The organism is Streptomyces sp. NPDC003023 (assembly GCF_042888225.1).
Classification (GTDB): Bacteria; Actinomycetota; Actinomycetes; order Streptomycetales; family Streptomycetaceae; genus Streptomyces.
Genome location: NZ_JBIAPL010000006.1, coordinates 438,687 through 457,727, shown reverse-complemented (window position 1 = coordinate 457,727; position 19,041 = coordinate 438,687). Strand labels below are relative to the sequence as shown.

Here is a 19,041-nt window from a genome sequence, read left to right as displayed (position 1 = left end):
CCTACCGCCCGGCCCGTTTCCCGGCCCCGGTGAACTCCTCGTACGCCGCGACGACTTCGTCCGCCGGACCGTCCATCCTCAGTGTGCCCGCTTCCAGCCACAGCGCGCGGTCGCAGGTTTCCGTGATGGTCGAGTTGCTGTGGCTGACCAGGAAGACCGTGCCGGCCTCCTGACGCAGTTCGTCGATGCGTTCCCGGCTGCGGCGGCGGAAGCGGGCGTCACCGGTCGAGAGGGCCTCGTCGATGAGCAGTACGTCGTGGCTCTTGGCGGCGGCGATGGAGAAGCGCAGCCGGGCACCCATGCCGGAGGAGTACGTGCGCATCGGCAGTGAGATGAAGTCGCCCTTCTCGTTGACGCCGGAGAAGTCGACGATGCCGTCGTAGCGTTCACGGATCTCCGCGCGGGTCATACCCATCGCGAGACCTCCGAGGATGACGTTGCGCTCGCCGGTCAGATCGGACATCAGCGCGGCGTTGACGCCGAGCAGAGAGGGCTGGCCCTGTGTGTAGATTTTCCCCCGCGCGGTCGGCAGCAGACCGGCGACGGCCTTGAGCAGCGTCGACTTGCCGGAGCCGTTGGATCCGATCAGGCCGATGGCCTCGCCCCGGTACGCCGCGAAGCTGACGCCCTTGACGGCGTGCACCTCGCGGACACCGGGCGCGGCCCGCCGGGAGACGATCCGGCTGAGGGCGGTCGTGGCGCTGCCCCGGCCGGTGCGGGCACCGTTGACCTTGTAGGTGATGTGGACGCCGTCGACGACGACGGTCGGGGGCACGTCCTCGTCCGTGGCCGGGGCGGGAGCCGGGTTCGAGTTCGGGTTTCGGGTGTCAGCCACGGCCGTACCGCTCCTCTGCCTTCCAGAAGTACAGGAATCCGCCCGCCCCGCAGAGCACCGCCCACACGAGGGCCGCTGCCCAGACGTGCGGCGGCAGCCGGTCCGCGGTGAACGAGTCGATGAACGCGAAGCGCACCAGGTCGATGTAGAGCGCGGCCGGGTTGTACTGGAGCACAAGAGCCGCCAGTTGCGGCAGTTCGCGGTCCCCGACGACCTTGTCGACGGACCACATCACGCCCGACGCGTACATCCAGGTGCGCAGCAGGAACGGCATCAGCTGCGAGATGTCGGGGGTACGCGCTGCGACGCGCGCCATGGCCATGGACAGGCCGGTGCTGAATACCGCCTGGAGCAGCAGTGCGGGGACGGCGAGCAGCCAGGAGACGGTGGGGAACTGCCCGAAGCCCATCAGGATGACGATCAGCGCGCCGAGCGAGAAGAGCAGTTGTTGCAGCTGCTGCAGGGCGAGCGCGATGGGCAGCGCGGCGCGTGGGAAGTGCAGGGCCCTGACCAGACCGAGGTTGCCGGAGACGGCGCGGGTGCCGGACAGGATCGAGTTGGCGGTGAAGGTCCAGATGAACACGCCGGTGACCAGGAACGGCACGAAGTCGGGGACATGGTCGGCGGTGCCGAGCAGCACGCCGAAGATCAGGTAGTAGACCGCGGCGTTGAGCATCGGGGTCATCAGCTGCCACAGCTGGCCGAGGCGGGCCTGGCTGTACTGGGCGGTGAGTTTGGCGGTGGCGAACGCGGTGATGAAGTGGCGGCGCGACCAGAGCTGCCGGACATAGGCGGGCAGGGTGGGCCGGGCACCGCTGACGGTCAGCCCGTGGCGGGCGGCGAGCGCGGCGAGGTCGGTGGGGGCCGCTGGGGCGGTGGCCGCCGCGGGCGGGGCCGGTGGGGCAGGTGGGGCAGGTGGGGCAGGTGCTGCGGGCGCGGAGGGGGTGGCTGTGGTCACGCGGGCTCGCTTTCCGGGGCGCGTGCGGGGCGCGGTCGGGGCATGCCGTCGGATGTCCGCCGACGGCGGTAACGATGGAACGGCACCGTTTCGTCGCTACGGGGAGGGTAGGCCGGGCCCACGTCGGAACGCAACCGTTCCGTCGTCGCGACGTATGCTCTCCGCATGACGACGGACCCCAGAACCCCGCGACGCGCCCCCGCCGGAGCCGCTGTGCTCAGGGAGGAAGTGACCGACGCCATCCGGGGCGCCGTCTTCGAGGAGCTCGCGGCCGTGGGCTTCGCCCGGATGTCGATCGAGGGCATCGCCCGGCGGGCGGGCGTCGGGAAGACGGCCGTGTACCGGCGCTGGAAGTCCAAGCTGTCCCTCGTGCTGGACCTGGTCTCCGCGTTCGCCGCCCAAGGGCTGCCGGCGCCTGCGACCGGGTCCCTGTACGGGGACGTCCGGGCGCTTCTCGAGGTCGCGGCGCACGCGCTGCGCCATCCCGTGGCCTCGCAGGTCATCCCCGACCTCCTGGTGGAAGCGGCACGGAACCCCGAGATCTCGGACGCGATCAAGGCGGCGCTGCTGGACGGACAGCGTGGCGTGGCGGCGCTGATCGTCCGCGACGCGGTGGCGCGCGGCGAACTCCCGGAATCCGCGGACCCGGACCGGGCACTCGATGTGATCATCGGGCCGCTCTACTGGCGGCTGGTCGTGGTGCGGGGCGGGCTGCCCGAGGGGTATCTCGACGAGGTGGCGCGGGGAGCGGTGGCGGCTCTGCGGTCCTGATCACCCCGCCGTACGGGTGATTCACGCACAGGGGTGTGCGCCGAAGATCGCAGCGCAGTGAACTCCGCTGCGCCGAAGTGTGCTTATAGGTCCGAGATCAGGGCGTTTCGGGTTGCTACGTTCGGCGGCCATGGGCGGAACGCGAACGGAAACGACAACGCCGGCGCTCGATGTGCACAGAGCCAGGATTCTCGTCATCGGCGTCTCGGCACTCGCTCTCGTCGCCAAGACCGTTCTCGCGGCCCTCGAACGAGGACCCGCCGACGTCCGCATCTTCGACGGATTCGCCACCACCATCTCGCAGGTCGGACCCGTCCGGATCTACGAGCAGCCGATGCCCGGCCTGCCCGTCTACAACCACCCGCCCCTCACGGGCTGGATGCTCTCCGGATTCCATGAACTGGAGAACCTCGGCATTCCGTTCGGCAGCCTCATCCGGGCTCCGGCCTGCCTCGCCGATCTCGTCTCCGCCGTCCTGGTGTTCGAGATCCTGCGCCGCCGGCGTCCCCTGCGAACGGCCACGGTGTGTGCGATCGGCTGCGCCCTCAGCCCCGTCCTCTTCGCCACCTCCGGCTATCACGGGAACACCGACTCGGTCGCGATCATGTTCGCGGTGCTGGCTGCCTGGCTGCTGACCGACCGCCGCGCCCCCCTCGCCGCCGGGATCGCCGCCGCGCTCGCGGTGAGCGTCAAACTCGTTCCGATCGTCGCCGTCCCCGCCCTGATCGTGGCGGCGGCACGCGCCGGCCGGCCGGTCGCCGCCAGACTCTGTGCCGGCCTGGTGGCCGTACTGCTGCTGCTGTGGGGGCCGGCGCTCGCGACCGTGCCCGTCGCACTCAGGGAGAAGGTCCTCGAATACGAGGGGGGCCGGGCGAGGCTGTGGGGCCTCGTGCGGTTCGCCGACTGGGCGGGCGCGTCCGAGTCGTTCGTCGCGGCGCTGCACAGCGACTTCCACTTCGTCTTCGTACTGCTGTGCACGGCCGCCGGAGCGTGGCTCGCCTGGGCGCGCCCCACCGCCCCCGCCTACGCGGTCGCGCTCTCCCTGACGCTGCTGCTCCTGCTCAGCACCGGCTCCGCCGTCCAGTACCTGGCCTGGCCCGTCGTCGGTCTCTGCCTCTTCGGGCTGTGGGAGGGCCTCGCGTACGGCGTCGTCGTCGGCGCCGTCACGGTCGTCGTCTACACCGGAGCGGGCGCGGTCCGCTGGAACGACTGGGCGCTGCACCTGGCCGAGGCCGGCTGGTTGCTGGTCGCGGCCGGGACGGTGACCGGTCTGCGCCGAGTGCTGGCCGAGCCGCCCCTGCCCCCACCCGGCGAGCCCGTTCCCGTCGTGGCCCAGCGCAACGGCGAGCCGTCACCTCCGTCCCACTCGTCATCCCCGCCCCACCCGTCAACCGACCGCCGCGACGACCCGCACCGACGGCAAGTGGAGAAGCCCCAGTGAAGGAAAGCCCCAGCCCGAGGATCGGCCTCCTCGTCGTGGCGTACAACGCCGAGTCCACGCTGGAGAAGACGCTCGACCGCATCCCCAAGGACTTCCGGACCCGCATCGCGGAAATCCTCATCCTCGACGACGCGAGCAGCGACGAGACGTTCACCGCGGGCTGTCGCTGGTCGCAGCTCGAGGGAATGCCGCCGACCGTCGTGATGCGGCACACCAAGAACCTCGGCTACGGCGGCAACCAGAAGGCGGGCTACGCGCTCGCCGCCGAACGCGGTCTGGACATCGTGGTGCTGCTGCACGGCGACGGCCAGTACGCCCCAGAACTGCTTCCCGACATGGTCGCGCCCCTCGAACGCGGCGAGTGCGAAGCGGTGTTCGGCTCCCGGATGATGCGCTCCGGCAGCGCACTCAAGGGCGGCATGCCGCTCTACAAGTGGCTCGGCAACCGCATCCTCACCCGCTTCGAGAACGCCCTGCTCGGCTCCCGGCTCACCGAATTCCATTCCGGCTACCGGGCCTACAGCGTCGCGGCGCTGCGCCGGCTGCCGATCGACCGGAACACCGACGCCTTCGACTTCGACACACAGATCATCGTCCAGCTCCTCGACGCCGGAATGCGGATCCAGGAGATCCCCGTACCGACCTACTACGGCGACGAGATCTGCTACGTCAACGGAGTGCGCTACGCGAAGGACGTCGTCAAGGACGTTCTCGAGTACCGGCTCGCGCTCAAGGGCTTCGGCACCTGCCCCTGGATTCCCAAGCCCGTCGAGTACGCCTTCAAGGAGGGCGACGGCTCCTCGCACTCCGCGATCCTCGGCATCATGCGGGGTCTGCCGCCCGGCCGGGTGCTCGACGTCGGGTGCTCCGGCGGCCAGTTCGCCGAGCGTCTCGAGGCGCTCGGGCACACCGTCACCGGCCTGGACTTCGTCGAGGTTCCCGGCGTGCGGGAGCGCTGCTCCGACTTCGTCCTCGCCGATCTGGAGGAGGGGGTGCCGCCCGAGGCCGGCACCGGCTACGACTTCGTGATCGCCGGAGACGTCATCGAGCACCTCTCCCGGCCCGAGCACGTACTGCGGGAGCTTCGGGAGGTGCTGCGGCCCGGCGGCCGGATGCTGCTGTCCGTGCCCAACTTCAGCCACTGGTACTCGCGGCTCCGGGTCGCACTCGGCGCCTTCGGCTACGACAGGCGCGGCATCCTCGACGAGACCCATCTGCGCTTCTTCACCCGCAGCAGCCTGCGCCGCACCGTGCGGGCCGCCGGGTACGACCAGTTGCGGCTCACGTCGACCGGCGCGCCCTTCTGGTCCCTGCTCGGCGGTGGCGTCGCCGCCAGGACCCTGGCCGGCGTCTCCCGGATCCTCACCCGCGTGCGGCCCACGCTCTTCGGCTACCAGTACGTCGCCGTGCTCACCCCGCACGCCGCGCAGACGATCGTCGCGGGGGAGCACGTCGCCGTACAGGACATTCTCAACCGCCAGTACGTCCCGGCCGAGCTCGCCGACCGGGTGGGCGCCGGCACCTGAGCGTCCGTGCGCCCGTCAGCCGCTCACTTGACCGCACCCGCCATGACGCCCGAGACGAACTGACGCTGGAAGGCGAAGAACACCGCGAGCGGGATGATCATCGACACGAACGCGCCGGGCGCGAGCACGTCGATGTTGTTCCCGAACTGCCGTACCTGACGCTGGAGCGCCACGGTGATCGGGGCGCTGTCGGAGTCGGCGAAGATCAGCGCGACCAGCATGTCGTTCCACACCCACAGGAACTGGAAGATGCCGAGCGAAGCGATCGCCGGGCCGCCCAGCGGCATGACGACCCGGGTGAAGAGCCGGATCTCGCCCGCGCCGTCGAGTCTGGCCGCCTCCAGCAGTTCGCGGGGGATCTCCGCGAAGAAGTTCCTCAGCAGGAAGATCGCGAAGGGCAGACCGAAGGCCACGTGGAACAGGACCACGCCGATCGTCGTCTCGAAGATGCCGATCGCACCGAAGAGTTCGGAGACGGGAACGAGCGCGACCTGCACCGGCACCACCAGCAGGCCCACCACGACCATGAACCACCAGTCACGGCCGGGGAACTCCATCCAGGCGAAGGCGTACCCGGCGAGTGCGCCGATGACCACGACGAGCACAGTGGCGGGCACAGTGATCATCACCGTGGAGAACAGGGAGTCGGTGATGGCCTCGTTCTCCAGCAGACGCGAGTAGTTGTCGGTGGTGATCTGGGCGGGCGCGGTGAACACCTTCCACCAGCCGCTCGCCGCGATGTCACCGCTGTCGCGCAGTGAGGAGAGCAGCAGCCCGACCGTCGGCATCAGCCAGAAGAGGGCGGCGAGGATCAGGAAGACCCGCAGCACGCCACCGCCGGCGCGCGCCGCGATCCGGGTGGCGAGGGAGTGTCTCGCCCTGACCGATGTGTCTGTCCTCGCCGGGGTGTCGGTCGCGCTCATCGCCGGGTCTCCCTTCGCATCCTGCGGATGTTGAAGAACATCACCGGCAGCACCAGCAGAAGCAGCAGCACCGCGATCGCACTGCCCAGGCCGAGGTCGGCGTCGGTGCCGAACGACGACCGGTACAGCTGGAGCGCGAGGACGTTCGCGTCGTCCTGGGACGAGCCCGGCGCGATGATGAAGACCAGGTCGAAGATCTTCAGCACATTGATCATCAGCGTGACCAGGACGACCGCCAGCACGGGCGCCAGCAGTGGCACTGTGATGCGCCGGAACACCTGCCACTCGTTCGCGCCGTCGACGCGGGCGGCCTCCATGAGTTCGCGCGGCACACTCGCCAGACCGGCCGCGATCAGCACCATCGCGAAGCCCGCCCACATCCACACGTAGCTGCCGATGATCGCGGGGGTGACCAGGGTCGGGCCGAGCCAGTTGACGCCGTTGTACGGCTCCCGGAAGTTCTCGGCCGGCAGCCGCAGCACCGCGCCGTCCGCGGAGGCCGGGAGCGTGAACGTGCCGTCCGCCCCGGCGCGCGCCTCCGCGACGACCTTGCCGTCCTTGACCGCCTCCACCTTGATGCCCTTGAGCCCGAGCTCCTTGGCGTCGACGACGTTCGGCTTGCCGCCGCCGCCCCGGGTGAAGTCCAGCCAGGCCGTGCCGTGGACCTTTCCGTCACCCGGCTGCGCAGGCTTCGCGGGCTCGGCGTCCGTGGGCATCTTCGCTGGGGCCACACCGACCAGGGGCAGTTGAACAGGAGTGCTCGCGGAGACGGGCTCCTTGGTGACGTACGCGCCGCCGCCCGCGGCCTCCAGCGGGTGCACGGGCAGCGGGCGGGCCCTCGGGAAGCCGGCCGACTCGGCGAACGAGTCGTGCACGCCCACCCACACGGCATTGGCCACCCCGCGTTCCGGGTCCTGTTCGTACACGAGCCGGAAGATGATGCCCGCGGCGAGCATCGAGATCGCCATCGGCATGAAGACGATCAGTTTGAACGCGGTGCCCCAGCGGACCCGCTCGGTCAGCACCGCGAAGATCAGACCGAGGGCGGTGGCGACGGTCGGCGCGACGACGACCCAGATCGCGTTGTTCCTGACCGCGGTGAGGATCGTGTCGTCGGTGAAGATCTCGACGTAGTTGCCGAGCCCGGCGAAGCCGTCGCCGGGCTGGTCGAAGAAGGACCTGTAGAGGGAGAACCCGATCGGGTAGACCACGAGCGCGCCCAGCAGCACCAGCGCGGGCAGCAGAAAGCCTGCCGCGACTATTTTACGTGTGCCTGTCACGCTCTTGCGTTTGTCGACGGGGGGTCCCGGACTGGCCGGGCCCCCCGCCGTGACGGCGGACACGACCTCAGCTCTTGAACGCCTTGGCCGCGTCGGCTTCCAGCTTCTGCTGGGCGCCCGCGACGTCCTTCGGGTTCTTCAGGAAGTCCTGAAGGATCTTCCACTCGCCCTTGCCGGGTGTCCCGCCGAACGACTGCGGCATCTGGTCCGACATGTCGAAGCGGAAGTCGTCACCCGCGGCGATCAGCGCCTTCGCGATGTCGCGCTGCACGTCGTTCGGGTACGCGGCCACGTCCAGGGACTTGTTCGGCGAGATGAAGCCGCCCGCCGCCGCCTGGATCGCCGCGGCGTCGGGCGAGGCCAGGAAGGTGAGCAGTGCCTGGGCGCCCTTGCTGTCCTTCAGCGCCACCGCCGCGTCCCCACCGGTCACCACCGGCGGCTGCGCGCCGACGGCCGGGAACGGGAACACCTTCGCGTCCGTACCGATCTCGGCATCGGTCTGCGCGATGTTGACGGTCACGAAGTCGCCCTCGAAGACCATCGCGGCCTTGGGCGCGTCCCCGCCGCTGAAGGTCTGGGTCACCGACGCGGGGAACTCCGTCTGGAGTGCGCCGTCCGTGCCGCCCGCGATCAGGTTCGGCTTGCCGAACAGCTCGCCGAGTGTGGTGAGCGCGTCCTTCACGGAAGGATCGGTCCACTTGATCTCGTGCTTGGCCAGCTGGTCGTACTTCTCCGGGCCCGCCTGAGAGAGGTAGATGTTCTCGAACCAGTCGGTCAGGACCCAGCCGTCCGCACCGGCGACCGAGACCGGGGTGACGCCCGACGCCGAAATGGTCTCCGCGGTGGAGAGGAAGTCCTTCCAGGTCTTCGGCTCCGTGGCCCCGGCGTTCTCGAAGACCGCGTTGTTGTACCAGATCAGGGACTTGTTGGCGGCCTTGTAGTACACGCCGTACTGCGTGCCGTCGACGGCGCCGAGGTCCTGCCACGCCTTCGAGTAGTTCTTCGCCAGCTGCGCCTTGGCCTCCGGGCCGATGGGCTTCGCCCACTTGCGGGCCACGGCCTGCTGGATCGCGCCGACCTGCGGCAGCATCGCCACGTCGGGCGGGCTGCCGCCGGCGATCTTCGTGCCGAGGAAGTTGACGATCGGGTCCTGCGCGGGGACGAAGGTGACCGTGGCACCGGTGCGCTTCTCGAACTCGTCGAGGACCTTGGTGAAGTTCTCCTGCTCCGGGCCGCTCCAGACAGCGGCGACCTCGATCTTCTCGCCGTCCAGCTTGGGCAGCTGGACCGAAGCGGGCGACTCGCTGCCCTTGGTCGGTCCACCGTCACCCGGCTCGCCGCCCGAGTCGCCGCCGCATGCGGTGAGTGCGAGAGAGCCGATCGCGGCGAACACCACTGCGGCCCTGCCCGTACGAAGAGTTCTGCGCATCACTGCCCCGTCTCTCCCGTGCGCTGCTTTCCCTGACCTGTCGCGCCTGTCCCGTTGCGCCTGCCCGCGCCCGTTGCGTCTGCTCGCGCCCCTCTGGCTCACGTCGTCCGTGCGGCCGGTGCGTGCCCTGCTCGCGCCCGAGGCGGGTCCGGCCCTCCGTGCGGTTGTCTGCCGTCCCGTTGCCGGTCCGTGCGACAGGTCTACGCCCGTGGTACGGGTGCCGCAATAGCGCCCCCGGCGACTATCACTCTTTCGTGATGGCCTTGTGACGTGATGTCAGGTCAAATGGCGGGTGCCCGGCGGGTCAGGGGTGCGCCGGTGTCAGCGGTGCGACGGGCGCCGCGTCGACCGAACGCGCGGCCCTCTCCAGGGCACTCGCCAGCAACGCCAGATCGGTCGGACCGTTCCCCAGCTCGCGGACGGGGCGGCGGGTGGGTGGATCGCCCATCCGTTCCCACTCGAGCGGAACCACGGTGGGCCGCAGGGTCGCCGTACGGGGTATGCGACCGGTCACCCGGCCGCTCTGGAACGGAGTCACCCGCCCGTCCGGATGCCCCAGCCTGCCCCGGCCCGGCGCCGGATCGTCCGGTCCCGGCGCGATCGGCGGTGCGTCGAGGACGGCCCGCAGCCGCGCGCCTTCGGCCAGCCGCGTGTCCGCGGTGCGGTCCGGCCGCGACGACGTGGCCACCAGATGGACGCCGAGTCGCGCGCCGTCCCTGGCCACCGCCTCCAGGGCCCGCACGACCGAACCGGCCGCCGGCCGGCCCGGGCTGCCGAGCGCCGGAGCAACCAGTGCGTCGAAGTCGTCGACGAGGACCACCAGGCGCGGCAACGGGTCCGGCTCCGTGCTCCGCGTACGCCCGCCGGGCCGGAGCCTGAGCGTCCCGGAGGCGGGAGAGTCCAGATCGCCCCGTTGCTCGGCGGGGCTCGGCGCCCGCTGGCCCACCATCCGGTCGGCGACCTCGCGGCGCGTGCGCCATTCGGCGAAGTCCCGGGTGCCCGACTCGTCCAGCGCGGCCGTCCGGCGCTTGAGCTCCGCGCCGAGGGCCTGCGCGAACGCCCGCATCCGCACCGGGTCGTTCGCCACCAGGTGCTCGGTGACATGAGGCAGTTCGGTGCAGACGGCCAGCCCGTCGCCGCGCTCGCCGCCCGCCCCGTCGACGAGCAGCAGCCCGAGCCTGTCCGGGCGGCCCGCCGCCGCCAGGGACGCGGCCACCGAACGCAGCAGTTCCGTACGGCCGCTGCCCGCGGGGCCCTCGATCAGCAGATGGGGGCCCTCCTCCGTCAGGTCGACGGCCAGCGGTCCGCGAGGGCCGGCACCGAGAACCACTGTGCCGTCGCAGGCCGACGCCCAGCGCGCCATCAGCGAGGCCGGCGTGGCCCGTGCCAGTTCCAGTTCGTCCAGCAGCCGAGCGGACCGCGGCAGCACCGCGGCCCTGCCGGGGTGGACGCTCGCGCCCTCGGCCCGCAGCGGGGCGAGCGCCCGGCCGAAGCGCTCCGCCCAGGCGGCGGACACCGCGTCCACCACGCCGATGGTGCCGTGGCCGGCAGGCTGTCCGCCGGCCACCCGCATCAGCCGCAACGCGGTCGCCACGTCCCCGCTCAGCAGGGCCGCCGCCCCGCACTCCCGGAAGGGCAGCGAGGCCGCGCAGGCCGACTCGTAGGTCGCCGCGACGGGGGACAGCGGCGAGGCCGAGGCCGTCTCCGCAAGACAGATCAGATGGATTCCGGCCGCCTGGCCGGCACCGGCCAGGCGGGCAGCCGTCTCGCGCAGCGCGGCGGAGCCGGGGTCCCCGTCCACGATCACGACGGTGCGCGGCCCCTGGTGGCGGGCGGCCGCCTCCGTCACGGTCCGCCGGTCGGCGCTCGGCCACCCGACACCGAGCGGGCCCTCGTCCAGCCGCCGCGTCAGTTCCGCGGCGCGGGCGGTGGCCTGGTCGCGGTCGTAGGCGAGCAGGAGCCGGCAGTCCTGTCCGTGCGCCGGGCGCACATGCGGCAGCCAGCCGAGCCACGACCACTCGTTCCTGCGCTCGTCGAGCGTGCGGGCGCGGTCCGTGCTGATCAGCACGATCTCCAGGTCGCCGGGGGAGTGCATCGCGGCGAGCTGGGCCACGACGGACCTGGCGAGGCCCGCGAGCCGGGCGCGCGGCCCGGCGAGCCCGAGCGAACCGGCCTCCCGCAGGGCGACCGTCACCGGCACCGACGGCAGTTCGGCCCGGTCCGCCGTACCGAGCCGCAGGACGAGCGCCTCGGGGTGCTCCGGGTCCCGCTCCCACAGCCTCGGCCCGGGGCCGAGCGCGGTGAGCAGTACGGCCGCGGGGTCGGGCCAGCTCTCGACGGACGGCGCGGTCGCGGCGGTGGCCGGTCCGGTCAGGCCGGGCTCCTCCGCCACCGCCGTGCCCCGTCCTCCCGCGAGCCGCCTCGCCCATGCGCCTATGCCGCGCCTGCGGGGCGCCTCCTGCGGACCGGGGGCCTGCGGAGCGTCGCCGGGAGCGTACTGCGAGGGCACCCGTGCCTCTGGGGCCCACATGTGATGGGTGTCCCCGGTATCGACCTGCGTGACCCGGCCGATGTCGCCCGTGGTGGCCGGCCGGCGGTCCTGTCCGTACGAGCCGGACTCGCTGCCGGGGGCGGGCGGGCCGAGCCGGGCCGCGTCCGACTCGTGGTGGCCGTGGTGGCCGTGGTGGCCGTGGTGGCCGGGGCCCTGCCCGGCGCGGCTGTGCGTCCCCGCGTCAGGAGCGGACAGAGCGGACAGAGCGGACGAAGCGGATGGAGCGGATGGAGTCGGGAGAGCCGAGGGAGCCGGGCGAGCGGAGGCGGCGGACGGACCAGTGTCCGGCGACCGGTCCCCGATGTCGTACGCCGCGGTCCCACCGGAGGCCGGTGGCTGCCCCTGCCCCTGCCCCGCTGCCGGGACGGCCCATGCCGGCCCGCGGGACGCGGTGGGGGCGTGCGCGCCGCGGGCGGACGCCTCGGTCTGCGCCGACGCGCCGTCCGCGCCCGGGCTCCGGTGGCCGTGCCCTCCGGAAGCCGCCGGTCCGGCGGCATGGTCCGGCCCTGCGGCGCCGGTGGCGGTCGCGCCGGTCCCTGTGGCCCCGGGCCCCGCCCCGCCCGGGACGCGCAGATGGCCCTCGCCGTCCGGGGTGGTGGCGAGCGCGGGTTGCCGGGTTCCCGGAGAGAGGCGGAGGGTCGACTCGCCCAGGCGCAGCAGCGCGCCCGTCGGCAGGCGGACGGGGCGTCCGGCCACGGGGGTCCCGTCGACCGTCGTGCCGTTCGTGGAGCCGAGGTCGGTCACCGTGACCCGGCCGTCGTCCGCGACGGTCACCGCGCAGTGCAGCCGCGAGACGTCCGGGTCGTCCAGTGGCACGTCGGCGTCGGCGGACCGGCCGATGCTGATCCGGCCGCCGTGCAGCAGGTGGACGCCTCCCGCGTCGGGCCCCGCGACGACGTGGAGCTGCGCGGAGACGTCGCTGCCGTCCGTCTCGTCGGTGGCCGGGGTCTGCAGGGACAGCACCGCGCCGTCGATCAGCGGCGGCTCGCCCAGGGTGCGGCGCTGGGGATCGAGGCGCTCCTGGCCCGCGTAGAGGACGACGGTGCCGGAGACGTCGGGCCCGGAGACGACGGCGGCGAGGCCGGAGGCCACAGCGGCGAGCGCCGTGCCCGCGGGCGCGGTCACGATCACGTCGCACGGGCGCCCGGCGGGCGCGGACTGTCCGCCCCGCGGCGCGAGAACAGTCAGCCGGATCTGCATCGCCGTCAGCCATCCCTTCTGCGCGGGGTGCCCGGCAGGGGAGCCGCCCAGATCGCCCCCACCCGGCAGGTCGGCACGCGCGCGGGTCTCCCGTCCCACGGCTCCGTGCTGGAGGCATCCTCGCATCCGCCACTGACAACTTGCCCGCCCCCCACCCATAATCGATCTTGACCGGTCGGTAGGGGGAACAAATCCGGACGGAAAAGCACCTGGTGGTCACCCGTAGAAGTCATCTCGCGGAACTACGGACGGAAGGGATCGTGATGTTCACTGCGCGCGGACCCGGCAACCATCCGTACGATGCCCGCGTCTGTCCCTCGAACAGGGGCGGCAGGAAAGACACCCCCTAAAGTGGGGCGGACAACCCGGCGGACCGAGACTCGTCCGGTGGACCGGGCCATGTGAGGATCACGATCAGCAGGGAGCGCATGACGTGCGGCCGGTAGGCAGCAAGTACCTGCTCGAGGAGCCCCTCGGGCGCGGCGCCACGGGCACCGTCTGGCGAGCCCGTCAGAGGGAGACCGCGGGCGCCGAGGCGGCCGTCGCGGGCCAGCCCGGTGAGACCGTCGCGATCAAGGTCCTCAAGGAGGAGCTCGCGAACGACGCGGACGTGGTGATGCGTTTCCTCCGGGAGCGTTCCGTCCTCCTCCGCCTCACCCACCCGAACATCGTCCGCACCCGCGACCTCGTCGTCGAGGGCGATCTCCTCGCCCTCGTCATGGATCTGGTCGACGGTCCGGACCTGCACCGCTACCTGCGTGAGAACGGGCCGCTCAGCCCGGTCGCCGCGTCGCTGATGACCGCCCAGATCGCGGACGCGCTCGCCTCCAGCCACGCCGACGGCGTCGTCCATCGCGACCTCAAGCCGGCGAACGTGCTGCTCAAGACCGACGCCGACGGCCAGATGCACCCGATGCTGACCGACTTCGGCATCGCGCGTCTCGCCGACTCCCCGGGGCTGACCAGGACCCACGAGTTCGTCGGCACCCCCGCGTATGTCGCGCCGGAGTCGGCCGAGGGCCGCCCGCAGACCTCCGCGGTAGACATCTACGGCGCCGGCATCCTGCTGTACGAGCTGGTCACCGGGCGGCCCCCGTTCGCGGGCGGCACCGCGCTCGAGGTGCTGCACCGCCACCTGAGCGAGGAGCCCCGCCGCCCCACCACGGTGCCCGAGCCGCTGTGGACGGTCATAGAGCGCTGCCTGCGCAAGGAGCCCTCCGAGCGGCCCAGCGCCGAGAACCTCGCCCGCGGTCTTCGTACCGTGGCGGCCGGAATCGGCGTGCACTCGAACGCCGCCCAGGTCGACGCCGCCCTCGGCGTCGCCGCGCTGCTGGCGCCCGATCCCGCGCCGGCCCCGGTCCCCCAGACTCCCGGCGCCTCCGACCCGACACAGGTCCTCCCGAACACCGGCAGCGGCAGCGGCAGTTCGGCCTACGACCCGTCCGCCGCCACCAGCGTCATGCCGCAGACCGGTCGGCCCGGGGGCACGGCCGACCCGACCGCCGTGATGCCGCCGGTGCCGCCGGGCGGGCCGGTCCCGGAGGAGCCGCACCCCTGGCAGAGCCAGCTCCGTGCCGCGCGCGACCGCAACGAGCAGACGCAGATCCAGTACATCGACCCGAGCGAGGATCCGCTGCGGCGCCGCCCGCAGCGCCAGGCCCCGCAGCAGCCGCCGCAGAACCGGCAGCAGCGGCCGCCCCAGCGTCCGCAGCCGCAGCCCTACGCGCCGGCACCGCAGCCGCACCAGCCGCAGGGCCGGCAGTACGCGCCTCAGCAGCAGCAGTACGCGCCCCCGCAGGCGCCACCGCCCCAGCAGCCGCCCGCGCCGCGACCGCCCCGCCAGCCGAGGCAGAGCGCGAACCCGATGCGCATCCCCGGGCTGGGCTGCCTCAAGGGTTGCCTGTTCACGGTGCTGCTGTTCGTCGTGGCCGGCTGGCTGATCTGGGAGCTCACTCCGCTCCAGGACTGGGTCGCCGAGGGCAAGGGCTACTGGGATGCCATCGGCGACGCCATTTCGACGGTGACGAACTGGATCTCGGAGCTCGGCGAGGCGAAGGACACCGCCGACCAGATCGGTAACCAGCAGTAACCCTGTCGTTTTGTCGACTTCTGCGGGCCGACTTATCCCGCAGAAGTGGAGGTTGGTGTCATCCGGGGCACACAGCACCCGGATGCCCGCGTACGTTGTGGGGCAACGCCAGCCGCTGAGGGAGCAGTCTTGGCACGGAATATCGGCAGCCGGTACACGGCCCACCAGATCCTTGGACGGGGCAGCGCCGGCACGGTGTGGCTCGGCGAAGGACCCGAGGGTCCTGTCGCCGTCAAGCTTCTTCGCGAGGATCTCGCCTCCGACCAGGAACTGGTCGGCCGCTTCGTCCAGGAGCGCACCGCCCTGCTCGGGCTCGACCACCCCAGGGTCGTCGGCGTCCGCGACCTCGTCGTCGACGGCAACGATCTCGCGCTGGTCATGCAACTCGTCCGCGGCACCGACCTGCGCACCCGTCTCGACCGTGAGCGCCGCCTCGCGCCGGAGGCCGCGGTCGCGATCATCGCGGACGTGGCCGACGGCCTGGCGGCCGCCCATGCGGCGGGCATCGTGCACCGGGACGTCAAGCCGGAGAACATCCTGCTCGACATGGAGGGTCCGCTGGGGCCCGCCGGTTCGCACCCCGCGCTCCTCACCGACTTCGGTGTCGCCAAGCTGATCGACACCCCGCGCCGCACCAAGGCGCAGCGCCCCACCGGCGGCGGCGCTCCGAACCCCTCGGGAATCATCGGCACCCCCGACTACATCGCGCCCGAGATCGTCGAGGGTCTGCCGCCCCGCGCCGCGGTCGACATCTACGCCCTGGCCACGGTCCTCTACGAACTGCTCGCAGGCTTCACCCCCTTCGGCGGCGGGCATCCCGGCGCGGTCCTGCGGCGCCACGTCACGGAGACCGTGGTGCCCCTGCCGGGCATCCCCGACGAGCTGTGGCAGCTCCTCGTCCAGTGCCTGGCGAAGGCCCCGGCGTCCCGGCTGCGCGCCTCCGAGGTGGCCTCCCGGCTGCACGACCTGCTGCCGATGCTGGCGGGCATTCCGCCGCTGGAGGTCGACGAGCCCGACGCGGAGCCCCCGGCGGAGCCGTACGAGGAGACCCTGCCGCCCGCCCCCGGTGAGCCGCGCCGCAGAGGCGCCGTCCCGCTGGTCCCCGGCGCGGCCCCGGCCGACTCCAACCGCGACACCCACACCTCGATGCGGGTGCCCGCGCCCGACGAGCTCGCCGGCGGCGCCCATGGGACGGCGCGGGCCCCGCGTGCGCCGGGCCAGCGCAGGCCGGGCTCCGCCCGCAATCGGTCCACAGCGGTACGCAGGCGGCGTATCACTCTCGGTGTCGTCGCTCTCGCCGTCGCGGCGGCGATCGGCGTCGGTGGCTGGCTGGCCACGAGCGGCGACGGAGGCGAGGTGCCGCCCGACAACCGGCAGTCGGCGCCCTCGGAGCCGTAGGGACCGGCCGGTGGCGCGGGGCCGCGCCGGCTCCGGGCCGCCGGGGCCAGCACTGGTCCGTCCGCTCAGCCGTTACGCTGGACCCGTGGCAGTCGTCGATGTATCCGAAGAGCTGAAGTCCCTTTCCTCGACCATGGGGTCGATCGAGGCCGTTCTGGACCTCGAGAGGATGAGGGCAGACATCGCCGTGCTCGAGGAGCAGGCGGCGGCACCGTCCCTGTGGGACGACCCCGACGCGGCGCAGAAGATCACCAGCAAGCTTTCGCACCTGCAGGCCGAGGTGCGCAAGACGGAGGCGCTCCGCGGCCGTATCGACGACCTCGAGGTGCTCTTCGAGCTCGCCGAGGCCGAGGACGACCCGGACACCCGCGCCGAGGCCGAGGACGAGCTGCAGTCGGTGAGGAAGGCGCTGGACGAGATGGAGGTCCGCACCCTCCTGTCCGGCGAGTACGACGAGCGCGAGGCGCTGGTCAACATCCGCGCGGAGGCGGGTGGCGTCGACGCCGCCGACTTCGCGGAGCAGCTCCAGCGCATGTACCTGCGCTGGGCCGAGCGGCACAACTACGGCTCCGAGGTCTACGAGACGTCGTACGCGGAAGAGGCCGGCATCAAGTCGACCACCTTCGTCGTCAAGGCGCCCTACGCCTACGGCACGCTCTCCGTCGAGCAGGGCACGCACCGTCTGGTGCGCATCTCGCCCTTCGACAACCAGGGCCGCCGTCAGACGTCGTTCGCGGGCGTCGAGGTGCTGCCCGTCGTCGAGAAGACCGACCACGTCGAGATCGACGAGTCCGAGCTGCGCGTGGACGTGTACCGCGCGTCGGGCCCCGGCGGCCAGGGCGTCAACACCACCGACTCCGCGGTGCGGTTGACCCACGTCCCGACCGGCATCGTGGTCTCCTGCCAGAACGAGCGCTCGCAGATCCAGAACAAGGCGAGCGCGATGAACGTCCTGCAGGCGAAGCTGCTCGAGCGTCGCCGTCAGGAGGAGCAGGCCAAGATGGACGCCCTCAAGGGCGACGGCGGCAACTCCTGGGGCAACCAGATGCGTTCGTACGTGCTGCACCCGTACCAGATGGTCAAGGACCTGCGCACCGACTTCGAAGTGGGTAATCCGCAGGCGGTGCTCGACGGTGAGATCGACGGTTTCCTCGAGGCGGGAATTCGCTGGCGCAAGCAGCAGGAGAAGTAGCGAAGCGCTTTGTCGACAAGGGAACTGCCGCCCCGTGGGCGGCAGTTCCCGTTTATGTCACAGTTGTATCCCCGCAGGTCAGGCAACTGGCAGCATTTCGGGCATCGCGTCCGCTAACGACCTTGACGCTTCCGCGGAAACTGGGAAGGGTGGCGCTCGGCATGCGTATTTCTGGGGCGTGTGCGAACGGGGGCGCGGTACGTCGGCTCCTGAACCAGCTGCCCCTGACGCTGCTCCAACAACGAGATAGCTACTGGGGGTAGCAGCCAGATGACCAAGAAGACGCGGATTCGCGTCGCGCGTATAGCCGCCGGTGCCGTGATCGCCGCGGGTGCGTCGCTGACCGCCGCAGGGGCCGCACAGGCCTTCGACCTGACCGGCTCGGCGGAGGTCGGCGGCATCGAGGCCGAGGTGAATGTCGGCATCCTCGGTGATGGCGACGGTGACGACGACTGCATCATCGACCCGACGCTGTGTGGCGGTACGGACGGCGGTGCTGACGGCGGTGCCGATGGTGGTGCTGACGGCGGTGCCGATGGTGGCGCTGACGGTGGTGCCGATGGTGGTGCTGACGGCGGTGCCGATGGTGGCGCTGACGGTGGTGCTGACGGCGGTGCCGATGGTGGTGCCGATGGTGGCGCTGACGGCGGTGCTGACGGCGGTGCCGATGGTGGCGCTGACGGCGGTGCCGATGGTGGCGCTGACGGTGGTGCTGACGGCGGTGCTGACGGCGGTGCCGATGGTGGTGCCGATGGTGGCGCTGACGGCGGTGCCGATGGTGGTGCTGACGGTGGTGCCGATGGTGGCGCTGACGGTGGTGCCGATGGTGGCGCTGACGGTGGCAACGGCAACTCGGGCGGCAACGGCAACGCCGGTGGCGGCGACGGCGGTGACGGTGACAACACCGACACCGACAACGCCGGCTCGAAGCCCGTCGAGCAGGGCCAGGGCAAGGAAGAGCTCGCCGGGACCGGCGACTCCGGTGCGGGCAAAGGCGACGGCGGTGAGCTGGCGGAGACCGGCGCCGCCGAGACCACGTTCCTGATCATCGGTGCCGCGACGATGATCGCCGGTGGCATCGGCTTCCGTATGCTGCCGCGTCTCGTGGGTGGCGGCCGCGCTGTCGCCTAGGCGACACGGGCCGTAACGGAGTAACGCACACAGGAAGAGCCCGGGGCCGATGGCCCCGGGCTCTTCCATGCTTTCGCGTGGGCGGCGCGCCTACGCGGTCTGTGTGGCCAGCAGGCCCACCGCCGCCACCAGCACCACCAGCAGGACCAGCAGTGCCGCCGGGCTCAGGCCCGCGAGCGGCCCGTCCTGCTGCAGCCGCTCACGATTGGCCCTGCAGACCGGGCAGCGGCCCTCGGTGACGGGTGCTGCGCAGTTGGCGCACACAAGTCGGTCGTAGGTCATGCGCTCTCCTCCTCCCGCGCGCCGGGGCCGCAGGA

General features: G+C 71.8%; 14 protein-coding genes. 6 read left to right on the top strand and 8 right to left on the bottom strand.

All coding sequences use genetic code 11. The features are described from left to right. Position 1: 1 nt before the first annotated feature. Entirely contained in the window at positions 2-775 is a 774-nt protein-coding gene (locus ACFYV1_RS22340) for an ABC transporter ATP-binding protein (protein ID WP_389397309.1), read from the bottom strand. 52 nt (positions 776-827) lie between these two features. Beyond that, the gene (locus tag ACFYV1_RS22335; protein WP_389397266.1) at positions 828-1,793 is read right to left on the bottom strand and encodes an ABC transporter permease; all 966 of its coding nucleotides are present in this window, start codon (positions 1,791-1,793) and stop codon (positions 828-830) included. 165 nt (positions 1,794-1,958) lie between these two features. On the opposite strand from ACFYV1_RS22335, the gene ACFYV1_RS22330 reads away from it, so the two are divergent. From ACFYV1_RS22330 to ACFYV1_RS22320, 3 genes are all read left to right on the top strand, one after another. After that, on the top strand, positions 1,959-2,564 hold the full coding sequence (locus ACFYV1_RS22330) for a TetR/AcrR family transcriptional regulator (RefSeq protein WP_389397265.1): 606 nt from the start codon (positions 1,959-1,961) through the stop codon (positions 2,562-2,564). A 130-nt stretch (positions 2,565-2,694) separates the two neighbouring features. Continuing rightward, a complete protein-coding gene (locus ACFYV1_RS22325) occupies positions 2,695-4,005 on the top strand; it encodes a glycosyltransferase family 39 protein (RefSeq protein WP_389397264.1) in 1,311 nt (436 codons plus the stop codon). Then, complete coding sequence (locus ACFYV1_RS22320) at positions 4,002-5,531, top strand: methyltransferase domain-containing protein (protein ID WP_389397263.1); 1,530 nt, start codon at positions 4,002-4,004, stop codon at positions 5,529-5,531. The genes ACFYV1_RS22325 and ACFYV1_RS22320 overlap by 4 nt, the downstream gene beginning before the upstream one ends. Before the next feature lie 23 nt (positions 5,532-5,554). Here the strand turns inward: ACFYV1_RS22320 and ACFYV1_RS22315 are convergent, their stop codons facing one another. The 4 genes from ACFYV1_RS22315 to ACFYV1_RS22300 form a co-directional block, all read right to left on the bottom strand. Continuing rightward, positions 5,555-6,454: a carbohydrate ABC transporter permease gene (locus ACFYV1_RS22315; protein ID WP_389397262.1), complete on the bottom strand. Its 900-nt coding sequence runs from the start codon at positions 6,452-6,454 to the stop codon at positions 5,555-5,557. Continuing rightward, positions 6,451-7,797: a carbohydrate ABC transporter permease gene (locus tag ACFYV1_RS22310; protein WP_389397261.1), complete on the bottom strand. Its 1,347-nt coding sequence runs from the start codon at positions 7,795-7,797 to the stop codon at positions 6,451-6,453. The genes ACFYV1_RS22315 and ACFYV1_RS22310 overlap by 4 nt, the downstream gene beginning before the upstream one ends. Positions 7,798-7,801: 4 nt before the next feature. After that, positions 7,802-9,163 (bottom strand): ABC transporter substrate-binding protein, encoded by a 1,362-nt coding sequence (locus tag ACFYV1_RS22305; RefSeq protein ID WP_389397260.1) that lies wholly within the window; start codon positions 9,161-9,163, stop codon positions 7,802-7,804. Between the two features lie 304 nt (positions 9,164-9,467). Next, complete coding sequence (locus ACFYV1_RS22300) at positions 9,468-12,914, bottom strand: FHA domain-containing protein (protein ID WP_389397308.1); 3,447 nt, start codon at positions 12,912-12,914, stop codon at positions 9,468-9,470. A 433-nt stretch (positions 12,915-13,347) separates the two neighbouring features. Here ACFYV1_RS22300 and ACFYV1_RS22295 point away from each other — a divergent pair, with 433 nt between their 5' ends. The 3 genes from ACFYV1_RS22295 to prfB all read left to right on the top strand — a co-directional run bounded on the left by ACFYV1_RS22295 (position 13,348) and on the right by prfB (position 17,593). Beyond that, on the top strand, positions 13,348-15,003 hold the full coding sequence (locus ACFYV1_RS22295) for a serine/threonine-protein kinase (RefSeq protein ID WP_389397259.1): 1,656 nt from the start codon (positions 13,348-13,350) through the stop codon (positions 15,001-15,003). Positions 15,004-15,132: 129 nt separating this feature from the next. Beyond that, entirely contained in the window at positions 15,133-16,401 is a 1,269-nt protein-coding gene (locus ACFYV1_RS22290; protein ID WP_389397258.1) for a serine/threonine-protein kinase, read from the top strand. A gap of 85 nt (positions 16,402-16,486) precedes the next feature. Beyond that, entirely contained in the window at positions 16,487-17,593 is a 1,107-nt protein-coding gene (gene prfB, locus ACFYV1_RS22285; RefSeq protein ID WP_389397257.1) for a peptide chain release factor 2, read from the top strand. A 78-nt stretch (positions 17,594-17,671) separates the two neighbouring features. Here prfB and ACFYV1_RS22280 read toward each other — a convergent pair whose 3' ends face one another. Continuing rightward, complete coding sequence (locus ACFYV1_RS22280; RefSeq protein ID WP_389397256.1) at positions 17,672-18,793, bottom strand: hypothetical protein; 1,122 nt, start codon at positions 18,791-18,793, stop codon at positions 17,672-17,674. 21 nt (positions 18,794-18,814) lie between these two features. Beyond that, positions 18,815-19,006, bottom strand: coding sequence for a hypothetical protein (locus tag ACFYV1_RS22275; RefSeq protein WP_389397255.1), 192 nt, complete (start codon positions 19,004-19,006; stop codon positions 18,815-18,817). Between the last annotated feature and the right edge of the window lie 35 nt (positions 19,007-19,041).